This is a genomic window from Undibacterium umbellatum (genome assembly GCF_014284125.1).
GTDB classification, from domain to species: Bacteria; Pseudomonadota; Gammaproteobacteria; order Burkholderiales; family Burkholderiaceae_D; genus Undibacterium; species Undibacterium umbellatum.
On the sequence record NZ_JACOFX010000006.1, the window covers coordinates 183,905 to 205,172 of the forward strand.

General features: G+C 51.4%; 21 protein-coding genes and 1 riboswitch. Of the genes, 15 read left to right on the forward strand and 6 right to left on the reverse strand.

Annotated elements, in window-relative coordinates:
- The 12 genes from H8L47_RS14070 (at window position 1) to H8L47_RS14125 (ending at window position 12,544) form a co-directional block, all read left to right on the forward strand.
- The gene (locus H8L47_RS14070) at window positions 1–345 is read left to right on the forward strand and encodes a PilZ domain-containing protein (protein ID WP_186954230.1); all 345 of its coding nucleotides are present in this window, start codon (window positions 1–3) and stop codon (window positions 343–345) included.
- 105 nt (window positions 346–450) lie between these two features.
- A riboswitch (cobalamin riboswitch) is annotated at window positions 451–688 on the forward strand.
- A gap of 183 nt (window positions 689–871) precedes the next feature.
- Window positions 872–2,725, forward strand: coding sequence for a TonB-dependent receptor plug domain-containing protein (locus H8L47_RS14075; RefSeq protein WP_186954231.1), 1,854 nt, complete (start codon window positions 872–874; stop codon window positions 2,723–2,725).
- 141 nt (window positions 2,726–2,866) lie between these two features.
- A complete protein-coding gene (locus tag H8L47_RS14080) occupies window positions 2,867–3,922 on the forward strand; it encodes a FecCD family ABC transporter permease (RefSeq protein ID WP_186954299.1) in 1,056 nt (351 codons plus the stop codon).
- Complete coding sequence (locus H8L47_RS14085) at window positions 3,922–4,695, forward strand: ABC transporter ATP-binding protein (RefSeq protein WP_186954232.1); 774 nt, start codon at window positions 3,922–3,924, stop codon at window positions 4,693–4,695. The genes H8L47_RS14080 and H8L47_RS14085 overlap by 1 nt, the downstream gene beginning before the upstream one ends.
- Window positions 4,696–4,729: 34 nt before the next feature.
- Window positions 4,730–5,368, forward strand: a complete 639-nt coding sequence (cobO, locus tag H8L47_RS14090) for a cob(I)yrinic acid a,c-diamide adenosyltransferase (protein ID WP_230413736.1) — start codon at window positions 4,730–4,732, stop codon at window positions 5,366–5,368.
- The gene (locus tag H8L47_RS14095; RefSeq protein ID WP_186954233.1) at window positions 5,362–6,675 is read left to right on the forward strand and encodes a cobyrinate a,c-diamide synthase; all 1,314 of its coding nucleotides are present in this window, start codon (window positions 5,362–5,364) and stop codon (window positions 6,673–6,675) included. Before cobO ends, H8L47_RS14095 begins: the two co-directional genes overlap by 7 nt.
- Window positions 6,672–7,250 (forward strand): bifunctional adenosylcobinamide kinase/adenosylcobinamide-phosphate guanylyltransferase, encoded by a 579-nt coding sequence (cobU, locus tag H8L47_RS14100; RefSeq protein WP_186954234.1) that lies wholly within the window; start codon window positions 6,672–6,674, stop codon window positions 7,248–7,250. The genes H8L47_RS14095 and cobU overlap by 4 nt, the downstream gene beginning before the upstream one ends.
- Window positions 7,244–8,197: an adenosylcobinamide-phosphate synthase CbiB gene (gene cbiB / locus H8L47_RS14105; protein WP_186954235.1), complete on the forward strand. Its 954-nt coding sequence runs from the start codon at window positions 7,244–7,246 to the stop codon at window positions 8,195–8,197. The genes cobU and cbiB overlap by 7 nt, the downstream gene beginning before the upstream one ends.
- Window positions 8,190–9,248: a threonine-phosphate decarboxylase CobD gene (gene cobD / locus H8L47_RS14110; protein WP_186954236.1), complete on the forward strand. Its 1,059-nt coding sequence runs from the start codon at window positions 8,190–8,192 to the stop codon at window positions 9,246–9,248. Before cbiB ends, cobD begins: the two co-directional genes overlap by 8 nt.
- Before the next feature lie 116 nt (window positions 9,249–9,364).
- Window positions 9,365–10,282: a cobalamin-binding protein gene (locus tag H8L47_RS14115; protein WP_186954237.1), complete on the forward strand. Its 918-nt coding sequence runs from the start codon at window positions 9,365–9,367 to the stop codon at window positions 10,280–10,282.
- Entirely contained in the window at window positions 10,279–11,088 is an 810-nt protein-coding gene (locus H8L47_RS14120) for a cobalamin-binding protein (RefSeq protein WP_186954238.1), read from the forward strand. Before H8L47_RS14115 ends, H8L47_RS14120 begins: the two co-directional genes overlap by 4 nt.
- Before the next feature lie 34 nt (window positions 11,089–11,122).
- Window positions 11,123–12,544, forward strand: coding sequence for a cobyric acid synthase (locus H8L47_RS14125; RefSeq protein WP_186954301.1), 1,422 nt, complete (start codon window positions 11,123–11,125; stop codon window positions 12,542–12,544).
- 146 nt (window positions 12,545–12,690) lie between these two features.
- Here the strand turns inward: H8L47_RS14125 and H8L47_RS14130 are convergent, their stop codons facing one another.
- From H8L47_RS14130 to H8L47_RS14150, 5 genes are all read right to left on the reverse strand, one after another.
- Window positions 12,691–13,098, reverse strand: coding sequence for a hypothetical protein (locus H8L47_RS14130; RefSeq protein WP_186954239.1), 408 nt, complete (start codon window positions 13,096–13,098; stop codon window positions 12,691–12,693).
- Between the two features lie 78 nt (window positions 13,099–13,176).
- Complete coding sequence (locus tag H8L47_RS14135) at window positions 13,177–14,778, reverse strand: PepSY-associated TM helix domain-containing protein (protein WP_186954240.1); 1,602 nt, start codon at window positions 14,776–14,778, stop codon at window positions 13,177–13,179.
- Between the two features lie 11 nt (window positions 14,779–14,789).
- On the reverse strand, window positions 14,790–15,086 hold the full coding sequence (locus H8L47_RS14140) for a hypothetical protein (protein WP_186954241.1): 297 nt from the start codon (window positions 15,084–15,086) through the stop codon (window positions 14,790–14,792).
- Window positions 15,076–15,240 carry a hypothetical protein gene (locus H8L47_RS14145; protein ID WP_186954242.1) on the reverse strand — a complete coding sequence of 55 codons (165 nt, stop codon included), beginning with the start codon at window positions 15,238–15,240 and terminating at the stop codon, window positions 15,076–15,078. Before H8L47_RS14145 ends, H8L47_RS14140 begins: the two co-directional genes overlap by 11 nt.
- A 185-nt stretch (window positions 15,241–15,425) precedes the next feature.
- Window positions 15,426–17,378, reverse strand: coding sequence for a TonB-dependent receptor domain-containing protein (locus tag H8L47_RS14150; RefSeq protein ID WP_186954243.1), 1,953 nt, complete (start codon window positions 17,376–17,378; stop codon window positions 15,426–15,428).
- Window positions 17,379–17,621: 243 nt separating this feature from the next.
- Between H8L47_RS14150 and H8L47_RS14155 the strand changes: the two genes are divergently transcribed.
- Window positions 17,622–18,119: a MarR family winged helix-turn-helix transcriptional regulator gene (locus H8L47_RS14155; protein ID WP_230413737.1), complete on the forward strand. Its 498-nt coding sequence runs from the start codon at window positions 17,622–17,624 to the stop codon at window positions 18,117–18,119.
- A 24-nt stretch (window positions 18,120–18,143) separates the two neighbouring features.
- Window positions 18,144–18,545 (forward strand): DUF1398 family protein, encoded by a 402-nt coding sequence (locus H8L47_RS14160; protein WP_186954244.1) that lies wholly within the window; start codon window positions 18,144–18,146, stop codon window positions 18,543–18,545.
- Window positions 18,546–18,562: 17 nt separating this feature from the next.
- On the opposite strand, the gene H8L47_RS14165 is transcribed toward H8L47_RS14160, so the two are convergent.
- Entirely contained in the window at window positions 18,563–19,372 is an 810-nt protein-coding gene (locus tag H8L47_RS14165; protein WP_186954245.1) for a hypothetical protein, read from the reverse strand.
- Window positions 19,373–19,622: 250 nt separating this feature from the next.
- On the opposite strand from H8L47_RS14165, the gene H8L47_RS14170 reads away from it, so the two are divergent.
- Window positions 19,623–21,257, forward strand: coding sequence for a DUF342 domain-containing protein (locus H8L47_RS14170; RefSeq protein WP_186954246.1), 1,635 nt, complete (start codon window positions 19,623–19,625; stop codon window positions 21,255–21,257).
- Window positions 21,258–21,268: the final 11 nt, after the last annotated feature.

Genomic DNA, 21,268 nt, shown 5'->3' on the forward strand with positions numbered 1-21,268 from the left:
ATGATAGAACTCAGGAGATCCCCGCGTATTACTGTGACCTGGCGTGCAGGCGTCAAATTGCCTGACGGTAAACTGGTTCTTGCCAAGCTGGTCAATATCTCGGCAGAGGGTGTGCTCATACACACCACTGAAAACCTGATCCCGCAACGTAGTTACCCCATGCTAATAGAAATCCCCGGCATCTTTCAGGAATCCCAGATTTACAAGGTCAGTTGCAAAGGCACAGTCAGGCATGCCATTCTCAGTGGTGAGGTTTATCATGTTGGCATACAACTCTCGGAAATGTCGCAATTGCACACTGAACTGGTGACTGCATGGATTTCCAAGACAGCCCATCTGAGCTGAATCAGGGCTCGCTTAAAAGTAAATCTGCTTTGTTTTCAATAAGTTAATAAACTGAACTGCGTCAACTTTTAAATCTCCCAAACTTGCGGCTGCCCCCATCTGTCTATAGAATGGCGGGGTTTTGGTGCTCGCGGGTATATTCATATCCGCGGTTAAACGGGAAACACTAAGCTCTTGCAAAAGTGTGCTGCCCCCGCAACGGTGTACAAGTTGCTGCGAATTTAGAACATGTTTGTAGTTCACACGCAGCCAGCCATTTTCCAATACCACTGTGCTAAGTGCATGGGAAGGTCAGATGGTGATACTTGTCAGCCCGGATACCGGCCAGAATAAGTGAAGCAATACGGACGGGGAACTTTCGTGCAACAGATGCGCATGGATTGCCATGTTGATTGGCGTCGTGCGAAATCCTGATAGTGCAGGCTGCCAGAGTGGCCCTGTAGTAGACGATCAATTGTCCTTATTGCTTTGTTCAAAGTAGCCTGCGGGGACGTCGGCTACTTGCTCCATTTTTTTCTGAATTATCATGACATCTGCATTCAAACCGCTTGCCCTCAGCCTGGCCCTGGCTGCTGCATTCCCAACTTCCATCGTTCTTGCGCAAACTGCAACTGTTGGCGCTGCTGCCAGTGTGATGATTACCGCTGGTCGTCAGACACAAGCCGCCAAAGATGTGCTGGCTGACAACGTCGTCATTTCTGCTGAAGATATTGCCAAATCCGGCGCAGCTTCTGTCGTCGATCTCCTGCAGCAACAGCGCGGCATAGAAATCTCCCGCAATGGTGGTCCCGGCACGACATCCTCAGTCTTCATGCGTGGCGGCAGCAATGCGCAAAACGTGGTGCTGATTGATGGTGTGCGCATAGGTTCATCCACCACGGGTGGTGCCAGTTGGTCTGCAATTCCACTGTCACAAATCGATCATATAGAAGTCGTGTATGGTCCTCTTTCGAGTCTTTATGGTGCTGATGCCATGGGTGGCGTAATACAAATTTTCACCAAGAAAGGCGCGGGTTCAATAACACCTACTTTGTCAGCTGGCATGGGGAGCTATGGTGCACGTAAATTGCAGGCTGGTTTGATAGGTTCGATTGCTGGAAACCTGAATCTCAGCCTGAATGCAGGTCATGAAGAAAATTCTGGCTTTTCAGCCACCAAACCAGCCGCAGGTCCTTATAGCTACAACATCGATAAAGACGGCTATGCCATGGATAGTTTCAACGGTCGTCTGGTGTGGGAAGTCAGCAAGGGATTTGAATTGGGCGCGAGTGTTTTGCATAGCCGCAACAATGCGCAGTTTGATTCCGGCCCAACGCAGGATGATCGAAATATCACAACTCTGGAAAATATTGCTGTATTTGGTCGTGGGAAATTCTCTGATTACTGGACTGCCTCGCTACAGTTTGCAAAGGCGGAAGACAAAGGCTATACCGATGCTTCTTATGGCAAAAGTCAGATCGATACACGACAAGAAAGCGTTAGCTTTCAGAATGATATCCGTATCGGTAAAGACGTATTGCAACTGATTGCCGAAACACGTGATGAAAACGTGGACACCACAACACTAGCCTTGAATCGCAAGCGCACGACGAATTCTTTCGCAGCATCTTATGTCTTCAAGCAAGACGCCCATCTGGCCAGCGCCAGTATCCGCAATGATCGCAGCTCGCAATATGGTTCAAATACAACTGGCAGTGTAGCTTACGGTTATCGTTTCAGCGATGCTCTGCGCATCAATGCCAGTTATGGTACCAGCTTCCGCGCACCGACTTTCAATGAACTGTATTACCAGGGTTATGGTGTTGCCACTAATAAGCCTGAAAAAGCAAAAAATGCAGAAATCGGCGTGTATTTTGAGCAAGGTGATACGCAACTGAGTGCAGTGTATTATCAAAACAAAGCAACTGATTTGCTGGTTTCCGCTGGTTCCAAGGATTGTCCTGCTGGTTATTCTTTTGGCTGTGCACGCAACGTCAACAAGGCAACTCTGTCTGGTTTAAGTATCGGCGGCACAACCCGTTTTGCTGACCTTACAGTGCGTGGCTCCATCGATATTCAGGATCCTAAAGACGACACGGCAAATAAACGCCTGGCACGCCGTGCCAAACAGCATGGTACTTTAGCTGCAGAGTATTCCTTTGCAAACGCAAAGCTTGGTGTAGAAGCCATTTATTCGGGAGACCGTTATGATGACGCTGCCAACACCAAAGTCCTGGGCTCATATAACTTGCTGAATTTGTACGCAACATATGAAGTTGCGAAAAACACGACTGTACTGGCACGCTGGAATAATGCACTGAACAAAGACTACGAATTGGCGAGAAATTATGCAACAGCCGGTTCCAATGTATTTGTTGGCGTGAACTACGGCTTTAAATAAGTCTGGCATTGATGTGAAGCGAAATGGTTGATACGGCTGCATCGCACGTCACATCGCAAGCTGATAGCCTGATGTGCAGGTCTGGTTTTTCAAAAGACGCTGCACATCAAAACCTGTTTTTTCTTTTGGACCAGACCGATGATGGCGTCTTATTTTTCTGCACGACAGCGCAAGCAATCCCCCAGGGTGGCGGTCGCTCAACGTGCTGGTCTGGTGCTCCCTATCTTATTGGTCACCGCTATAGGCAGTGTATTGATTGCCTGCGTCAGCGGTTCAGTTTCCCTGAGCTTTACTGAGTTATGGCAAGCCTTGCTGGAGTTGTTGCGAGGCCCGCCAACGACTCTGCCTGGCAGCTTGCTGGATTTGCGCCTCGGACGTGCACTGACTGGTTTTGTGACCGGCGCCACGCTGGCGCTGGCCGGTGTGATGATGCAGGCGCTGTTGCGCAACCCTCTGGCTGACCCGTATGTCCTCGGTATATCGGGTGGTGCGTCTGTCGGCGCGCTGGCAACCATATTGTTTTTCGGTGCATTCTGGCTGGTGGACGTGGCTGCCTTTGTCGGCGCGATTACTGTTGCGCTGTTACTGTTTGCCCTGGCTTACCGCGACTTGCGCGGCGCAGGCAGTACCGATGGCAGCGCACCTATCCTGTTGCTGACCGGTGTCATTGTCGCCACCGGTTGTGGTGCCATCATCACCCTCATGCTATCGATTGCGCCAGACAGCCGCTTGCGCGGCATGGTGTTCTGGATGATAGGTGATTTGTCGAATACCCAGTCGCGCTATCTGCCCTGGTTGATACTCGGCGCCATCTTGTTGTTCGCTATGCGCAACGCACGCTCCATCAATGTCGCTGCCATGCATGCTGACAATGCCAGTACTCTGGGCGTCAATATTGGCCGCCTGCGTCAATTGCTGTTTTTATGTTCTGCATTGCTGACCGCCAGCGCAGTCAGCAATGCGGGCAGCATCGGTTTTGTCGGGCTCATCATGCCGCATATCTGCCGCTTTGCCTTTGGGCCGGATCACCGCTTGCTGGTACCTGCTGCGGCGCTGGCAGGTGGCTGCTTTCTGGTGCTGGCAGATACGGTGGCCCGCACCGTGGTCGCACCACAGCAGTTACCGGTTGGTGTCATTACTGCCCTGGTAGGCGTGCCCATGTTCCTGCTGCAACTGCATCAGTTGAGGAGGCGCTGATGGACATCCGCTCTCTCAATTTATCGGTAGGAAAACGTGTACTTGTGCGCGAACTCAACTGGCAGATACAGCCCGGTGAATGCTGGTGCATCATTGGCCGCAATGGTGCTGGCAAAAGTACCTTGCTTCGTACACTGGCTGGTTTGCGCCCCATAGAAAGTGGTCAGGTCTATCTGCGTGATAGACCTTTGCAAGACTGGACATTGACAGCGCTGGCCCGTGAACGTTCGTTCTTGCCGCAGGGCAGGGCAGATGCTTTTGGCTATTCTGCGCTGGATACCGTACTCAGCGCCCGCCATCCTTATCAGGATGCGCATTATTGGGAAAACAATGATGACATGGATATTGCCATGTCCTCGCTGCGCGAGATGGATGTCGCCGATCTGGCAGAGCGCGATGTGCGCAGCCTGTCTGGCGGTGAAAGACAACGCGTTGCGATCGCCGCCTTGCTAGCCCAGGATGCCAGGTGGATGTTGCTGGATGAGCCAGCTAATGCACTTGACCTGGGTCACCAGGTCAGCGTGATGCAACTGTTTGCACGATTGTGCTGTAAAGAAGATACGCAACAAAGCAAGGCTGTCGTCATGGTAAGCCATGACCTCAACATGGCTTACCGCATTGCCACCCACGCCCTGTTGTTGATGGGTGATGGTGGCTGGCAAGCTGGGCCAGCAGACGACATATTCAGTGCATCCCAACTCAGTATTTGTCTTGGGCACCCAATAGAACGCTTCACACATGGCGGGCAAACCATATTTCTGCCGCAAAACTAAACATCACAACAAACCATCACTACAGACTATCACCATGACAAGTGCAATGCCACCAAAGCCAGATACCGAGACCGATAATATCAACACTCGTCATGAACGCCGCATGCAACGCAAAAAGGCGATGATGGACGAAAAGATTGAGCAGGCGCAGCGAAAGACTGGTGTTTTGTTGGTGCATACTGGCAATGGCAAGGGTAAAAGCTCCAGTGCTTTCGGCATGGTCATGCGCGCCATGGGGCATGGTATGAAGGTCGGTGTGGTTCAGTTTATCAAGGGCGCTATGTCGACTGGCGAAGAGATTTTCTTGCGGCGGTTTCCTGATGAAGTCGAATTTCATGCCATGGGTGAAGGTTATACCTGGGTCACCCAGAACCGTGAACGCGATATGGAAAAAGCCGCTGCCGCGTGGGAACAGGCAAAACGCTTTTTGAATGACCCGGCGATAGGTCTGGTCGTGCTTGATGAACTCAATATCGCCCTCAAATACCATTACCTGGATTTGCAGATGGTCATTGATGATCTCGATGGCAGGCCAGAAATGCAGCACGTCGCCGTCACAGGTCGTGGTGCGCTGCCAGAAATTATTGCCATCGCTGATACCGTCACAGAAATGAATGTCATCAAGCATGCCTTCAAAGAAGGCATCGTGGCACAGGCAGGTGTGGAATGGTAAGGCCCAGCGCCAAGGTTGTTTTAATATCTGCTATCGCCTCAGGCCAGGGTAAGACAACGACTACTGCAGCACTCGCTCGCAAGCTGGTGAAGCTGGGCAAGACGGTACGTGTATTTAAAACCGGCCCAGACTTTATCGACCCCATGATGCTGGAGCGCGCTTGTGGCTCAGCTGTGCATTCGCTGGATTTGTGGATGGTAGGGCAGGCTGACTCTGAAGGCATGCTGGCACGTGCGGCGATGGATGCCGACGTTATCCTCATCGAAGGCGTCATGGGCCTGTATGATGGCAATCCATCATCAGCCGATCTTGCGCGCGCCTTTGGTGTGCCTGTTGTGGCTGTGCTTGATGCCTCTGCCATGGCGCAGACAGTCGGTGCACTGGCCCTGGGTTTGCGTGATTTTGGGCCGGTGCATCTGGCAGGCGTCATTGCCAATCGCATAGCCTCAGAAGGTCATGCCAAGATGGTGGCAGCTGCCATGCGTGATATCCCCTTGCTCGGCAGCCTGCACCGTCAGGAAGAGGCTTTACCAGAGAGGCACCTGGGGCTGGTCTTGCCTCAGGAAGTGGATCGCATTGAAGCCATCCTTGATGCCATAGCCGACAGCCTGGAGCTGGATATGCAAGCCTGGGATGCCTTGCCAGACACCAGTTTTGGATTGCATGAGCATCAGGCTCAGCATGTATTGCAAACTGCCGGGAATTTGGCTGGTAAAACCATTGCCATTGCTCGTGATGCCGCATTTGCGTTTATCTATCCAGCCAATATTGAATGCCTGATCGGACTCGGTGCAGAACTGGTTTTCTTTTCGCCCCTTGCTGATGAAGCGATTCCAGAGCGAACTGATGCCCTGTACCTGCCCGGCGGTTATCCTGAATTGCATGCAGAGACACTGACGCAGGCAAGCAACTGGCTGGCATCGCTGCACGCCGCACATGCGCAAGGCATGCCTATGTTGGCAGAATGTGGCGGCATGATGGCCATTACCGAAGGCCTGGTGGATCAACAGGAGCAAAGCTGGCCCATGGCTGGCATATTGTCAGGCAAAGTCATCATGCAAAAAAGGCTGGCAGCGCTGGGGGCGCAGGCATGGGCGACTGCGCAGGGCGAATTGCGTGGGCATACTTTTCATTACTCGCGCTTTGAAACGATATTGGCTGCCAGCAGCCATACGATTAAACATTCAACTCAGCAGCACGGCGAAGCTATTTACCGCGTTGGCAATGTGCGCGCCTCTTATTTTCATGCTTACTTTGCTTCTAATCCGTCAGCAACGGCAGCACTGTTCTTAAGAGATAAAATATGAGTACCGCGCAACGTACCAGCCTGATTTTTGGTGGTGCGCGTTCGGGTAAGAGTGCGTTTGCTGAGCAACTGGCGAGCAGGCTTAGTGAAGGCAAGCAAGAAGTGTTGTATCTGGCAACCGCAAAGGCAGGCGACGTTGAAATGCAGGAGCGCATCGCCCATCATCGTGCTCGCCGCCCCGCGCATTGGGGCACGCTGGAACAAAGTCTGGCACTGGGCGCGACCATTATGGAGCATAGCCGTGCAGACAATATCATCCTCGTCGATTGCCTGACAGTCTGGCTGTCGAATCTACTGTTTTCAGGAAAGACAGACTTTCCAGAGATAGGTCACATTTCTCCGCCACCGCAGTTTGCCACGCAACGTCAGGCATTGCTGGATGCATTGGTGCAGGCACCGGGTCAGATTATCCTGGTATCGAATGAAGTCGGCATGGGCATCGTCCCCATGGGGGCGGTGTCGCGCTGGTTTGTTGATGAAGCGGGACGACTGAATCAGTCTGTCGCCGCCATTGCGGATCATGTGATCTGGGTTGCTGCTGGCTTGCCGCTGTATTTGAAAGGCAAACCATGCTGATCCAGGATGCTTGGGGCATAGTGCTATGCTTGCTACTGGGTATCTTGCTGGACCTGGCACTGGGTGAAGTGCGTAAATTTCATCCGCTGGTGGGTTTTGGTAATCTGGCCAATGCCATAGAGCTGCTATTGAACAAGCCTACCGCTGACCGTTGGACTGGCGCTTTGGCATTGTGTCTGGCGGTCTTGCCACTCGTTGCATTAAGCATGCTGGCACTGCTGCTGGCTCAATATTTCAGCCTTTGGCTGGCCGCTATATCGCACTTCGTCTTGCTGTATTTTTGCCTGGGCTTGCGCAGCTTGCACGAACATAATGCCGCTATAGCCACTGCCTTGCAGACTGGTGATCTGGCCGAAGCCAGAAAACGCACTTCCTATATCGTCAGCCGTGATACAGAAAATGCGGATGAAGCCTACCTGGCCAAAGCCAGCGTCGAATCCGTACTCGAAAACGGCTGTGATGCCGTTTTCGCTACCTTGTTCTGGTTCATCTTGCTGGGTGGTCCGGGTGCCGTCTTGTACCGTCTCGTGAATACTCTCGATGCCATGTGGGGCTATCGCTCCACACGCTTCCTGCGCTTTGGCTGTGTGGCAGCACGCGCGGATGACGTCATGAACTGGATACCCGCTCGTCTGACTGCATGCACCTATGCGATATTGGGCAAGACCCGCCTGGCATGGCAATGCTGGCAGCGTCAGGCACCTGGCTGGCCCAGCCCCAATGCGGGGCCAGTAATGGCTGCCGGTGCTGGTGCGCTTGGCCTGGCTTTGGGGGGCGCAGCCAGTTATGACGGCGTGGCCGAAGTCCGGCCACCATTGGGTGAGGGCGATACAGCGAATGCAGCAGATATTCTGCGTGCCTTGCGTCTGGTAGAAACTGGCGCTGCCTTGTGGTGTGGCGTAGCCTTGCTGGCGGCCATATTTTTGAGTGGAGTCATCCATGCTTGAACACGGTGGCAACCTGCGCGATGCGGTGCGCCATTTTGGCCGTCCGCTGGAAGATTGGCTGGACCTGTCCACCGGTATCAATCCTCACTTTTATCCTGCACCGCAACTGGCAGCGAATGCCTGGCATCGCTTGCCTGAGTATTCTGATGCGCTGGTACAAGCAGCACAGTCTTATTATCGCGCGCCACAGATGCTGGCTGTGGCAGGTTCGCAGGCAGTGATACAAGCCTTGCCGCGCTTGCGCCCGGCTGCGCGGGTTGCTGTGTCAGCCCCCAGCTATGCCGAACATGCTTATCAGTGGCGGCAGGCAGGGCACGCGGTGACTGAATGCATTTATGCGGAGTTGCATGCGGCCGTCGAACAGGCAGATGTTGTGGTTCTGTGTAATCCAAACAATCCTACTGGTGAATTCATTACACCAGCCCAGCTTTTGCGCTGGGCTGCGCAACTGGCTGAACGTGGAGGCTGGCTGGTAGTTGATGAAGCCTTTGCCGATACCGTGCCCGATATGAGTGTGGCTAACCATACAGATCAGCCTGGCTTGATCGTCTTGCGCTCAGTGGGCAAGTTCTTTGGTTTGGCTGGCATACGTCTGGGTTTTGTCGCTGCTGAACAGAATTTGTTACAGCAATTGGCAAATTATCTAGGGCCCTGGAGTGTCAGCGGGCCAGCTCAGCAAATTGCCATCGCTGCTTTGAATGACCGGCAATGGCAAATGCAGACAGCGCAACGCTTGCAGCAAGAAGGTGAACGATTGCGCCAGCTTTTGAAAACGCATGACATGCGTTCATCAGGTACTGATTTGTTTCAGTGGTGCAGTCATCAAGACTTGGACGATAAGTCGGAACAGTTGTGGCAATTCATGGCAGAACGGGGAATTTGGCTACGCTGGTTTGCGCAAGGACCACACAGGCCGCATGGCTTGCGTTTTGGCTTGCCGGGAAGTGAGGCGGGGTGGCAGCGGTTGGTGCTTGGTTTGGATGAATGGTGTGAATTAAATTTTAAAGACTCCCCAACACAGAGGCGCAGAGGGAGGAAAGATTTCTCTTAGGAAATCTTCGTTTCGCAGGCGAATGGCATGCCATTCGAATTCCCTGCTACACCACAGAGTGAGCACAGAGAGAATTAAGAGATGTATTTCGTTTTATATTTGAATGCGAGAAGTTTATGTCCAAGTATTTAAGGTTTGTAATGGTCGTCGGATTTGCTGCATTGACTTCGCATGCACAGGCGGCCATTACAGTGACGGATGACTTGGGTAATCAGGTTACCCTGGCGAAGCCTGCACAGCGGATTATCAGTTTGTCGCCGCATGTGACCGAATTGATTTATGTCGCAGGTGCGGGTGACAGAATTATTGGCACGGTCAAATACAGCGATTATCCGGCAGCGGCAAAAAATATTCCTCGCGTAGGGGACAATCGTCAACTGGATATTGAACGCATACTGGCGATGAAACCGGACCTGCTCATTGTATGGATGCATGGTGCCTACGAACGACAGTTGGAAATGTTGCACAATTCCGGCATTCCTTATTTCTTCAGTGAACCGCATAAGCTTGATAATGTGGCAGAGACCCTGATCAAGTTCGGTAGTCTGTTTGGTACAGAAAAACAGGCGCAGGTAGCTGCGGCTGAATTCAGGCAACAAGTACAGCAACTGAACAGTCAGTATCAGGGCAAAAGCAAGGTCAGGACTTTTTATCAGGTGTGGGGCAAGCCGCTCTATACGTTGAATGACAGCCACATCGTCAGTGATGCTATTCGCACCTGCGGTGGTGAAAATATTTTTGGTAAATTAGCCACCACGGCACCTGTGGTTGGTACAGAAGCTGTCTTGCAGGAAAATCCTGAAGTCATCATCACTGGAGACAGCAAAACCCAGGCGGTGAGCGGCATTGAGCAGTGGAAAACTTTCCCTACCTTACTTGCAACAAAAAATAATAATCTGATATCTATAGAGGGTGATCTGGTCAACCGTTCTGGCCCGCGCATTATCGAAGGTGCGAAATTGATTTGCCAGGCGCTTGAGCAAGCCCGGCAGAAACGCGACAAAACCGTGGTGCCGCCACAAGGGAAAAAATGAATTCAGCCAGTCTGTATCAACGTATTGCCTGCCTCTCTACAGAAGCGGTGGAGGTTTTGTATGCACTGGGGGCAGAAGATTATGTGGTTGGCATTTCTGGCTACACCACCAGACCGGCCCGTGCCCGCGATGAAAAGCCCAAGGTCAGTGGTTTTTCTTCTGCGCAGATAGACCGCATACTGGCTGTGAAGCCTGATCTTGTGATTGCCTATTCAAATATGCAATCTGAGATTTCGCGTGAGCTGATCAGTGCGGGCATAGAAGTACATGCCTTCAACCAGCGCGACGTTGGCGGTATTTTGCATATGATCAGGGTATTGGCGAACCTAGTCGGCAAGCAGGAGCAGGGTTCCGTGTTGATCGCAGAACTGGAATCGCAAATTGCAACTGTCAAACAGCAAAGCGCAGGCTGGACACGCAGGCCAAAAATTTATTTTGAAGAATGGAATGATCCACTGATGTCCTGCATAGGCTGGGTGTCAGAACTGATCCATATCGCTGGTGGTGAAGATGCTTTTGCTGACCTGGCGCAGCACCATAGTGCCCGAGAGCGCATTATTGCCGACCCTGCAGAAATCATACTGCGTGCACCAGATATCATCATCGGCTCCTGGTGTGGCAAGAAGTTCCGGCCTGACAGCGTGATTGCCCGCGAAGGCTGGGATCATATCCCTGCTGTAAGAAATGGCAGGGTGCTGGAAATTAAATCGGCAGACATACTTTCGCCAGGTCCTTCAGCGATACAGCATGGCTTGGTGCAATTGCATATACTGATTGCTGAATGGCAGTCTGCACAGACCGCATGAACAAGAAATTTATCCTATGAAAATATCCACGCTGATGGTACAAGGTACGACTTCTGACGCTGGCAAAAGCACGGTGGTTGCGGCCCTGTGCCGCCTGTTGTATCGTCAGGGCGTGCGCGTCGTTCCAATGAAGCCGCAAAATATGGCGCTCAACAGCGCCGTGACCATTGACGGCGGCGAGATCGGGCGTGCCCAGGCCTTGCAAGCGTTGGCAGCAGGTTTGCCTGCGCATACTGACATGAATCCAGTCTTGCTGAAGCCTTCATCCGATACCGGCGCGCAAGTCATCATCCATGGCAAGGTCAGAGCAGATATGGATGCGCGTGATTACCATCAATACAAAACCATCGCCATGGGGGCAGTGCTGGAATCCTACGGACGCCTGCAACAGCAATATGAAGCGATTATTGTCGAAGGTGCAGGCAGCCCGGCTGAAGTGAATTTGCGTGACCGTGATATCGCCAATATGGGTTTTGCTGAAGCCGTGGATTGCCCAGTCATCCTGGTGGCTGATATAGACCGTGGTGGTGTGTTCGCACATTTCGTCGGCACTCTGGATTGCCTGTCTGAATCCGAACAAAAGCGCATCATCGGTTTTGTCATTAACCGCTTTCGGGGGGATATCAGTTTACTGGAACCTGGCCTCGACTGGCTGGAGAAAAAAACCGGCAAGCCTGTTTTAGCGGTACTGCCTTACCTGCATGGCCTGCAACTCGATGCCGAAGATGCGATACAGTCCAGCCAGGGTAACGCGGGCAAGTTTCGCATCATTGTGCCCGCCATACCGCGCATATCGAATCATACTGACTTCGATGCACTGCGCGCCCATCCAGACGTCGATCTGCAATTCATCGGCCCTGACAGGGCGATACCTGCTGCCGACCTCATCATCCTGCCCGGTAGTAAAAACACCCGCGCCGACCTGGCATTCTTGCAGGCGCAGGGCTGGCAGCCAGTGCTGGAAAAACATCTACGCTATGGCGGCAAAGTCATCGGCATTTGTGGTGGTTATCAAATGCTGGGGCAAGTCATTAGCGACCCGCATGGTGTGGAAGGGCAGGCTGGTGATTCAGATGGACTTGGCCTGCTAGACATCACCACCGAGCTGACACAGGAAAAACGTCTGCAACAGGTGACTGGCATCTGTGCATTCAATGCCAGCACTGCACATGTCAGTGGCTACGAAATCCATATGGGCACCACCTATGCCAGTAATGACACGCAGCCTGTCTTCACCATCAACGGCGAAGACGAAGGCGCACGCTCACCAGACGATCTGATACTGGGCACCTACCTGCACGGCCTGTTCGATCACCCCGAGGCCTGTGCCGCCTTGCTGGCATGGGCAGGTCTGGAAAGTGAGCATAAAGTCGATCTGGCGGCCTTGCGCGAGCTCAGCCTTAACCGGGTGGCAGATGCCTGTGCGCCGTTGCTGGATGCCTTGCAGAAGCTCTAAGAACCTGTTTTCGATCTTGCTGCGCGAGCGTGATCGGGACTCATGTGCTGCTCAAAATGCTCATGTACTAGAGTACATTTCGCTTTTTGCGCTGCGTTTTTGTTACCCTGACCCCGCTGACGCTCGCTACAGATCGTAAACAGGCTCTAATCAGTAGCAGACTGTTTTTGAACAGGCAGTAACTGCGCAATCCCAAAAGCAATTTCAACCACAGTGAAGGCCAGTATGATCTGGCTTGCACCATGAGCAACCGCATATAGCTGCCACGCGCTGAACAGAATGCGTCCGGCAGCGTCATACCGGCCATATTCCATGCGCGTGCCACGCAGGCGCAAAATGGCCCAGATCGTGACGATGGACCCCAGCAGGTTCGCCATCAAGACATGGGCTGCAGCGAAAGCGGGGAATTCGCCTGGTATACCCAGGCTGCTGTTGAGCTGTGTCAGGCTTTGGTGGATCAGGGCGAAGGTCCAGGGCGTGGCAAAACCGATTGTGACAATCAGGTCATACCAGGCGCTGGCGCGCACGATGCGCAGATAGTTTTTCAGTTGCATATAGTCTCTCCGGAATTAGGAGAGACTATGGTGAGCCCTGGTGTTTACTCCAGGGTCAAGCTAAATTTGAGAAAAGTATCAGGCGATTGTCTGCAAAGACCAGACACTATCCTTTGCTTCATCCTTGATACGCTTGCCCGTTTTGCGCGCCGCGTAGATAAATGCCAGCGCCATCGCAATGGCAACCAATTCCACACCGAGGCCAGTGATGTTGGTATTGGATGTAGTTTGTAAGGCCATGAATGCAGAACTACATGGGATGGACAGCGCGGCAATCACGCACAGCCAAAGCAAATCGACCGAAGAGCGTGCAGCTCCGCGCAGATATGCCCAAGCCAGCGCACCAAGGAAAACACTGTAGTAGACGAATAAATAGACAAAATTGATATTCTTAGCCGTGGCTGTAAATAATTTTCCAGCCACCAGGGTGAAGCAGACGCCTGCCACAGTGCCCAGGCATACACCAACCGTGCCTGCAGCCATCAACTTGGTCGACAGTGTTTGTAGCGGCAGTGCCTGATTTGGGCGTTGCACTTTACGACGCTTTTCCAGCCACAACAAATTGCCTGAGTAAAACAGGAAGGCACCACTCAGTCCAAAAGCGAAATACACCCAGCGCATCATATCGCCACCATAACTTCCGAAGTGCAGGGAAAAGAAGGGGCCGACGATGGCGCTCCAGGTGCTTTCCCTGCCCGGCAACATACTGGCATTGATCACAGCACCTGTATAAGGGTGGACGATGAGGTAGCCAGCTTCCGGCCCTTGCACCAGATAGCGTGGATTGACGAGAGCCACCCTTGCCATGGGGCGCGGGCTTTCCAGTCCAAAGAACTGTATCTCTGAAATTGTTGAGTCGCCCGCTTCGGCTTTGACCTTGCTGATGATACTGGTCAGCGGCAGCATGTCTTTGGCTTCATAGGGTTTGGCTGCTGCTGCCGGTGGCTTGCCAAACATGGCCTGGTTTTTATAGACTACTTCTGCCAGGCTGTCATAAAACTGATCATGAAAGGCAAATACAATGACGGTAACACTGATGACGATGTGGTAGGGCAGGCTGGTAATGCCGATGATATTGTGGGCATCAAGCCAGAAGCGTTTGCGGTTCTTGCCAGGGCGCAGGGCAAAGAAATCTTTAACCATGGTCGGCAGTAATAGAATCACGCCAGATATCAGAGCCAGAAAGTACAAAATACCTGCCACGCCCATGAGATAGCCACCAAGGTATTCGTCGCCTATCTCTCCAGGTATCCCGCCTGTTCTGTGCAGCATGTCTATCATTTGCGCCAGGATAGACGGCAATTCTTCCTTTGCTTGCAGAATACCCGTTTCATCAAGCGTGGCAGTCCATTGTTTTGCTGAGAAATCCAGCTCGCGTCCGGGCCTGCCTGCCGTCCAGCTCATGGTCGCAGCATTATTGTCATGATGACCCAGATGCATGGTGAAGCCTTTGCGCGCAGCAGGGTGCTGTGCCAGCGCTTGTAGTGCCAGGCTGTCGATGTGCTGCGCGTTGACCATGGCGGGTGAAGGTGTCGGCGGACTGACCCAGTGGTCCAGCGGTTGCTTGAACATCGTCAAGGCACCAGCAAAAAAACCGATGAACAACAATAAGCCCGCACTGATCCCTACCCAGGTATGCAGGGATTGATAGACACGCAGGATGTCACTTCTGATTTTCATTGACTACTCGACTAAGTTTTTACAAGAAACAGCAAGGCATAGGCCAGTGCATTGGCAATCAGCAGTCCTTTCAATGCACGTACACCGTTGCGCACCAGATAAATCAAGCTGAGTATCAGCATCCATACCGGCGTGATAAGCCACATGACGAACTGCACTTTTTGTGGCGCAGCTATGCCGCCTGGGCCTATCCAGGCAAACAGGCCAGATATCGCCAGGGCCAGCGTAAAGCCCAGTACCAGACCGGATATGGTTTTAGTCCACCAGTCTGCGCGGATGGGCGTTTTTTTTGAGGCGTTATTCTCCATGTGTTTTCTTTTTCTTGAGTAAGGAGAAGAATGGCAGCAAGCCCAAAACCAGCATGGTGATGACCAGCCACGCAAATATTGCGGTCGCCATGCTGAAAGCCTGCCATCCGCAATACAAGGCCAGTGCCGTGACCAGACTGGTAATCGCAAGCACAGGTTTTGCTGGCAAAGAGGTTGGCAACCACCCTTGGTGTCGTTGGCACAGATACAGGAGGAGGGAAGCTACGATTGTTAGTAATAAAAACAAAATAGACACAAGACTATTCCTGTTTGGGTAGGTAGGATGTTTCTGTAGAGAGAAGCAGCAGGTGAAAAACTGCAGCTTCTCATTTGCTGAAATTAGAAAGCCAGTGTGGCACTCACGTAATAGTTGCGGCCTAGTTCAAAGTAAGCAAAGTCTTTGCTCTTTTGTTCCATGCTCACATTCGTGAGGTTCTTTACGCCCACGCGCAAAATCAGGTTATCTTGCAGGCGGGCTGAGAGGTTCCAGTCCAGACGAGTATAGGCTGGTAGTTCCTTGCTTTCATAGAATTGGCTGCCTATGTAATGCGCAGTCAGACCAGTTTGCAAGTGTGTCGTTGCTTTCCAGTTGACACCTAGTTTTCCAACATTAGCAGGGCGGTTGTCCAGCTTGCTTTCCTTGCCGCGCTCATCGGTATAGTTAGCTTTCAAGTGCGTATAGTTGCCATTGATGGAAAAGGAAGGGCTCAGTTCCACATCTGCCTGCAGTTCTATGCCACTGGTCTTGGCCTTGGCAATATTGATCCAATTGCGAGTTTTCTTAATGCCATCATAGTTGGCGACGATCATGTCATCGACATCGTTCTTGAAAGCCACGGCACTCAGGTTCCAGCCTTTTTGATGTACTTCAACACCAGCTTCAAAGTTGGTGCTGGTTTCAGGCTTCAAATTTGGATTGCCGGACAGATAGCAAGCTCCGCCGCAACTGATCACACTGTACTCAGGACTCAACTGATAGGCATCCGGTGCTTTGAATGCTTTGCTGATACCGCCTTTGACGGTGACAGCATTGTTGGCCTGGTAAGACAGATATGTTTTTGGGGAAAAGTGATTGCCAAAAGTATTGCTGTCATCGACACGCCCAGCCAGTGTCAGATGCAAGTCCTTGCTCAGGCTGATTTCATCTTCCACGAATATGGCAGAGCTGCGCGTACTGATCTCACCGGTTTTCAAATAAGTCAGCGGGTCTTTGATTAACTGGCGACGCAAGTCGATGCCTGCTGTCAGGCTATTAATGCCCAACTCAGTATTTGCATACACTTTTGCATACGTATTTTTTTCTTTCAATACGTGCTGTTGTGGTTTTTTGTAGCGGCTGTTGAAATCATCTATGGTGGTATCTTCCTGATTCAGGAACGCAGTAGTGGTACCCCAGCCCCATGTAGCCTTGTGAGTGATCCCATAGGTATAGCGCGTGACTTCCTGTTCGCGATAATCCTTGGATTCAAATTTGTATTCAGGATTGTAGGCGTAGTAGTACAGAGCGAGTGGACGCTTGTCCTTGTTATAGCCAAAGTCAAAGTCGAGTGACTGTGTATCTGACAGATTAAGTGTCGTTGTCGTCACCAGATTCTGGGATTGTTTTTTCTCCAGGCGGGCAGGGCGGGTAGGATCAGATGCCGAAGTGCTGAACCAAGGCTGCCTGTCATAGACTTCGCCGGAAATAGCCATGCTGAGTCGCTCATTAAAGGCTCCACTGGTGGCCGCACCTATTCGGTATTGATCGCCTTGCTCACCAGTCGCGACCTTGCGGTACTCGGTATTGAATGTGCCTGTCCATTGCTTGGCAGGCGTCTTCGTGATGATGTTGATCACACCGCCAATAGCGTCAGAACCATACAAGGCAGCCATGGGGCCGCGTACGATTTCTACCCGTTTGATACTGTTCAAAGGGATGGAGCTGAAATCAAAATCACTGCCGCGCCACAAGGCGCCGCCAGAAGAGATGCGCTTGCCATTCACCAGCATTAACGTATATTTGCCTGCCAGCCCCCGGATCTGGATTTCATCACGGCCTGTGCCGTCAGTCTGATTGTTGACACCCACTGTTTCGCGCAATAAGTCTGCCAGGCTGTTTACTGGTGATTTAGCGATATCTTCAGCAGTCACCACAGTGGTAAAAGCCGGTGCTGAGGCAATGCTATGGTTGCGCAGAGTCGCTGTTACCACGACCTGTTGTCCATCTGCTGGTTCTTGTGCTGCTGCATGTAATGCTTGTCCAGTGGCCAGATTAGCCAAGACAATGACGATCAACTTCCTTTTGAAACGCATGCTTCCCCCCCGTGATGTAAGGTCGAAATATTAATTCAATTTAAATGCGAATGCAAATGATTCGCATTAGCATTAAGTGTTGATCTTGTGTGCGCCAGTATCCACAGCATGAATTTCGTCTGAACTGAGAGCAGCGACAAAGCTCTCTGATATCTCGAAGGATTGGAACCTCAAAAAGTTCTTGCGATTAGTTTCCTTGGAAACTATGATGCATGCATCAAACCTTGTGTGAGATTATTAATAATGAGTGAGAAAAAAAATTCCAGCATGGCGTCAGCTACCTCGACAGGAAAGCCTGTCAGTACGCTGGACTCGCACCTGGGTTTTTGGTTGCGCTATGTTTCAAACTATGTTTCCGCGTGCTTTGAAAAAAGCGTGGAAGCAGCAGGGGTATCCATCTCTGAGTGGGTCGCTTTGCGCACCTTGTACAGTAAAACTGATTCGACACCTGCGGATTTGATGTGCGAATTGGGCATGACCAAGGGGGCAATTTCAAAAATTCTTGCCAGTCTGGAAAAAAAGGAATTGCTTCGTCGGGAAACATCTCTTGTTGACCGGCGCGCCCAACAAATTTCATTGACAAGAAAAGCCAAAAATCTGGTTCCCAAATTGGCAGCACTGGCCGATCAAAACGATGAAAAGTTTTTTGGTCATATGTCGCCGCAGCAACGCATGGACTTGATCGCAATCATGCAGGAAATCACTTGCGTGCATGGCCTGAAAGAAATACCAGTTAAATAGTTTTGAAACGACCAGGAGTGAATAATGAACGATGCAGCAATACTGGCAATAGAAACCCTAGCAAAGGATTCATACGCAGGGAAACTGAGTTTCGGCCAGGTCGTCTGCAGCCTAGTTGATGCGGGTGTAGCATCCTATTTTGTCGACTATCGCACTGGAGTCACAACATACTACTTTGAGGATGGTGGTGTTTGCACCTTGGACTTTGGGAAAAAGGAATACCTGATTCCAGCCGTATTCGATGCCCAGTCTCTGGTGGCTGCCATACGAGGGGCGCAGCGCGATGAAGTGCGCTATCCAGAATTTGTCAGGCTATCAATGACTGCAGGCTGCGTGGGTTATATTGTCTGGATAACGGGTCGTCATGTCAGTTACTTTGGACATGCAGGTGAGGTGCATGTCGAGCAATTTCCATCTGCAAAGTAGTATCTCGGTTCACTTCATCACAAATCCATGATGAAGTGCTCGCTAGCCCATGTTTGCCAGGCTTGCGGAGCGTCAGTGTCGTTGAGGAATTTTTGCAGATGTTCAACATCATCGAATGCAGACATGCCCCAAAGCCGGAATGCATCGACGTAGCCCATGTCATCTTCATAACTATCGGCAAAATCATCCAAGCTGAGACCCAATTGCCAGGGCGGTGTCAGCTTGTTTGCGGCTAACATTTGCGTAAGTGTCAGCAAGCCTTGTTTGAAGTTTGGCGTGCCTGGCTGCTCTTCTCGCAAGGCAGAAGCGCAGGCAGCCCATACTGGTGGTACCACAGGCAGTTGCCAGTCAGGGCGTAGCCTGAGCTCGGCAACTTGACGTGACCAAAACCACAGATAACGTGTCCAGTTGCGCGCTACTTCTTCTGGGGTTTCGTCAAACTCCCATGGCCGTGCAACGCCTTCCTGTTGTGCCAGCCAGGTAGGATAGGCAATGTCAGACGCGATCAGGCTCAGATCCTGAAGTTCTTTGAGGTACGTTTTATATTCATCTTGTTCCTCATGTTCAAGCTCAGGATGTAAGGTCTCTTGAACATAGTCCGCCCAATTGTAAGGTGCGGGTGGATGGCGTTTCAGGTAGGCCAGTCTTACATCGAAGTCAGCGGGCATTTCTTGTATAAAATCCCTCCACTTGCCAAGCCAGGTTTCACCAGCTCCCATGCGCCAACCTATGGTGTATCGATCATAATGCGGGAATTTTTCCCAAGGCGGTGCAATATCGCCTTGGACATCGAGATCTGCAGAGTAAGTTGCTTGAATATTTTGCATTTTTGTCTTTTGTTAACGAATTCTTTTGCTCACTTTTTCTTCCCATTTTCCTGGCATTTAGAAGTGTCGCGAAAACAGTGTTTTTAACTGGCATTGCAGTCTTAATTTGCTTTTATACAGGCTTTTTGCGCGCATTTCAGCATCTACCAAAGTATAGCTAGCAATGTACTTGCCAGCGTGGCATGCTTGTATATGATGTAATAAGCATGCACGATGACTTCTGCATGGATTTCAATGCAAAGGAAGCACCTTGAACGAACCGCTTTCTCAATCGACAAACTTGTCGTTTTTTACAGAAGGACCTGCTGGTACGTTGTTTGCGCAATATGACCCTGCAGCAGCTGGTCCAGCCCCGGATATGGCCAGTCTCGAAAGCGCATTGCAAGCAAGTGAATACGCTGATTTCTATAGAGACAGTACGGCTTTACTGGCCTTCATCAAGCTATGTCGTGACGTAAAAGAACTGCAAAAAATCCAGATAGGGGAGCGCAGAGATGCTGAGTTCTCACTAGAGGTTTCCGACGATTTGTTATCCGCATACCTGACCTTGATTCCTGCCCAAGGTGGTAAAGCCATAGGTAGTGCGATCAATGATGCCTTGCGTGAACAGGGTATTATCCATGGTATTTTGCATAAGGAACTCGACGCAGCCCTGGCAGCTGGGGCATGTCATCATGTGCTGATTGCAGAAGGTGAGCCGCCACGCCAGGGGGTGGCAGGGAAACTGGAGCCACTGTTCGGCGCCCAAAAAAGTGAAATTGCACAACGAGACGAACTGGCGATGATCAAGTTTCGCGAGCTCAGCCATTTACTGATTGTTCATATTGGCGATGAGCTGATGCGGCGAACTCCGCCGGTGCATGGAAAATTTGGCATGAATATCAAGGGTCAGGTCATATTGGCCAAACCCATGCCGGAAATGGCTTTTGCTGCGCAATTGCAGGGCGCAGTGCCATCTGCTGCAAATCCTGATTTGCTGGTGGCAACCAATGCCGGTCAGCCTGTGGTGGTGGATAATGGCGTGATCGTCAATCCGGTTTTACAGGTACCCGATGTGGATTTGAGTACCGGAAATATCAGTTTTGAAGGCACCATTCATGTGGATGGTGATATCAAGGCTGGCATGATACTGAATGTGACTGGAGATATTATCGTCAATGGCCTGGTGGAAGCGGCGGATATTACGGCTGGTGGCAACGTCGCAGTCACGGGTGGGATCATAGGTCTGGCAGAAAAAAAGCCGGGCACGCAGCATCTCAGTGGTACAACGTCAAGGATAAAGTGCGCTGGTTCAGTGCAAGCCCTGTTTGCCGAGAACGCCCACATAGAGGCGGGCGATAGCATACATCTGCAGCAAAATGCCAGGCAGTGTGAACTCGTGGCAAGGAGGGAGATCATCGTCGGTAAGCCAGGTTCCAATGTGGGTAATATTCTGGGTGGCCGCGCACAGGCTGCCCTGGCGATTTGCGCAGTTTCTATTGGTTCGCCAGTGGCGACGCGCACCCAAATTCAAGTCGGGTTTGATCCTTATCGGGATCAGCAAATTCATGACAAACAATACCAGATAGGGCGCAAAGCTTCTGAGCTGGATCAACTAATCAAGTTGCAAGCTTTTTTTGCTACTCATCCGCAAAAAGCTGCGGGAGGTGTAGGTGAGAAAGTCGAGGCCAAACGCCTGTATTTATTGGCGGAACTGGATACCCTGGAAGAAGAGCTGGATGAACTGGAAGCAGAACAGGAACTGATTGACAAGGCCAGTGTGAAAATCATCAAAAAAATCCACGAGGGTGTGGAAATACAAATAGGCAAGCAGAAATGGCAGGTCAAGGAAGATTCCGGACCTGGCAATTATCAATTACATGATGGGCATATTGCCATCATATGAGATCTGAGACC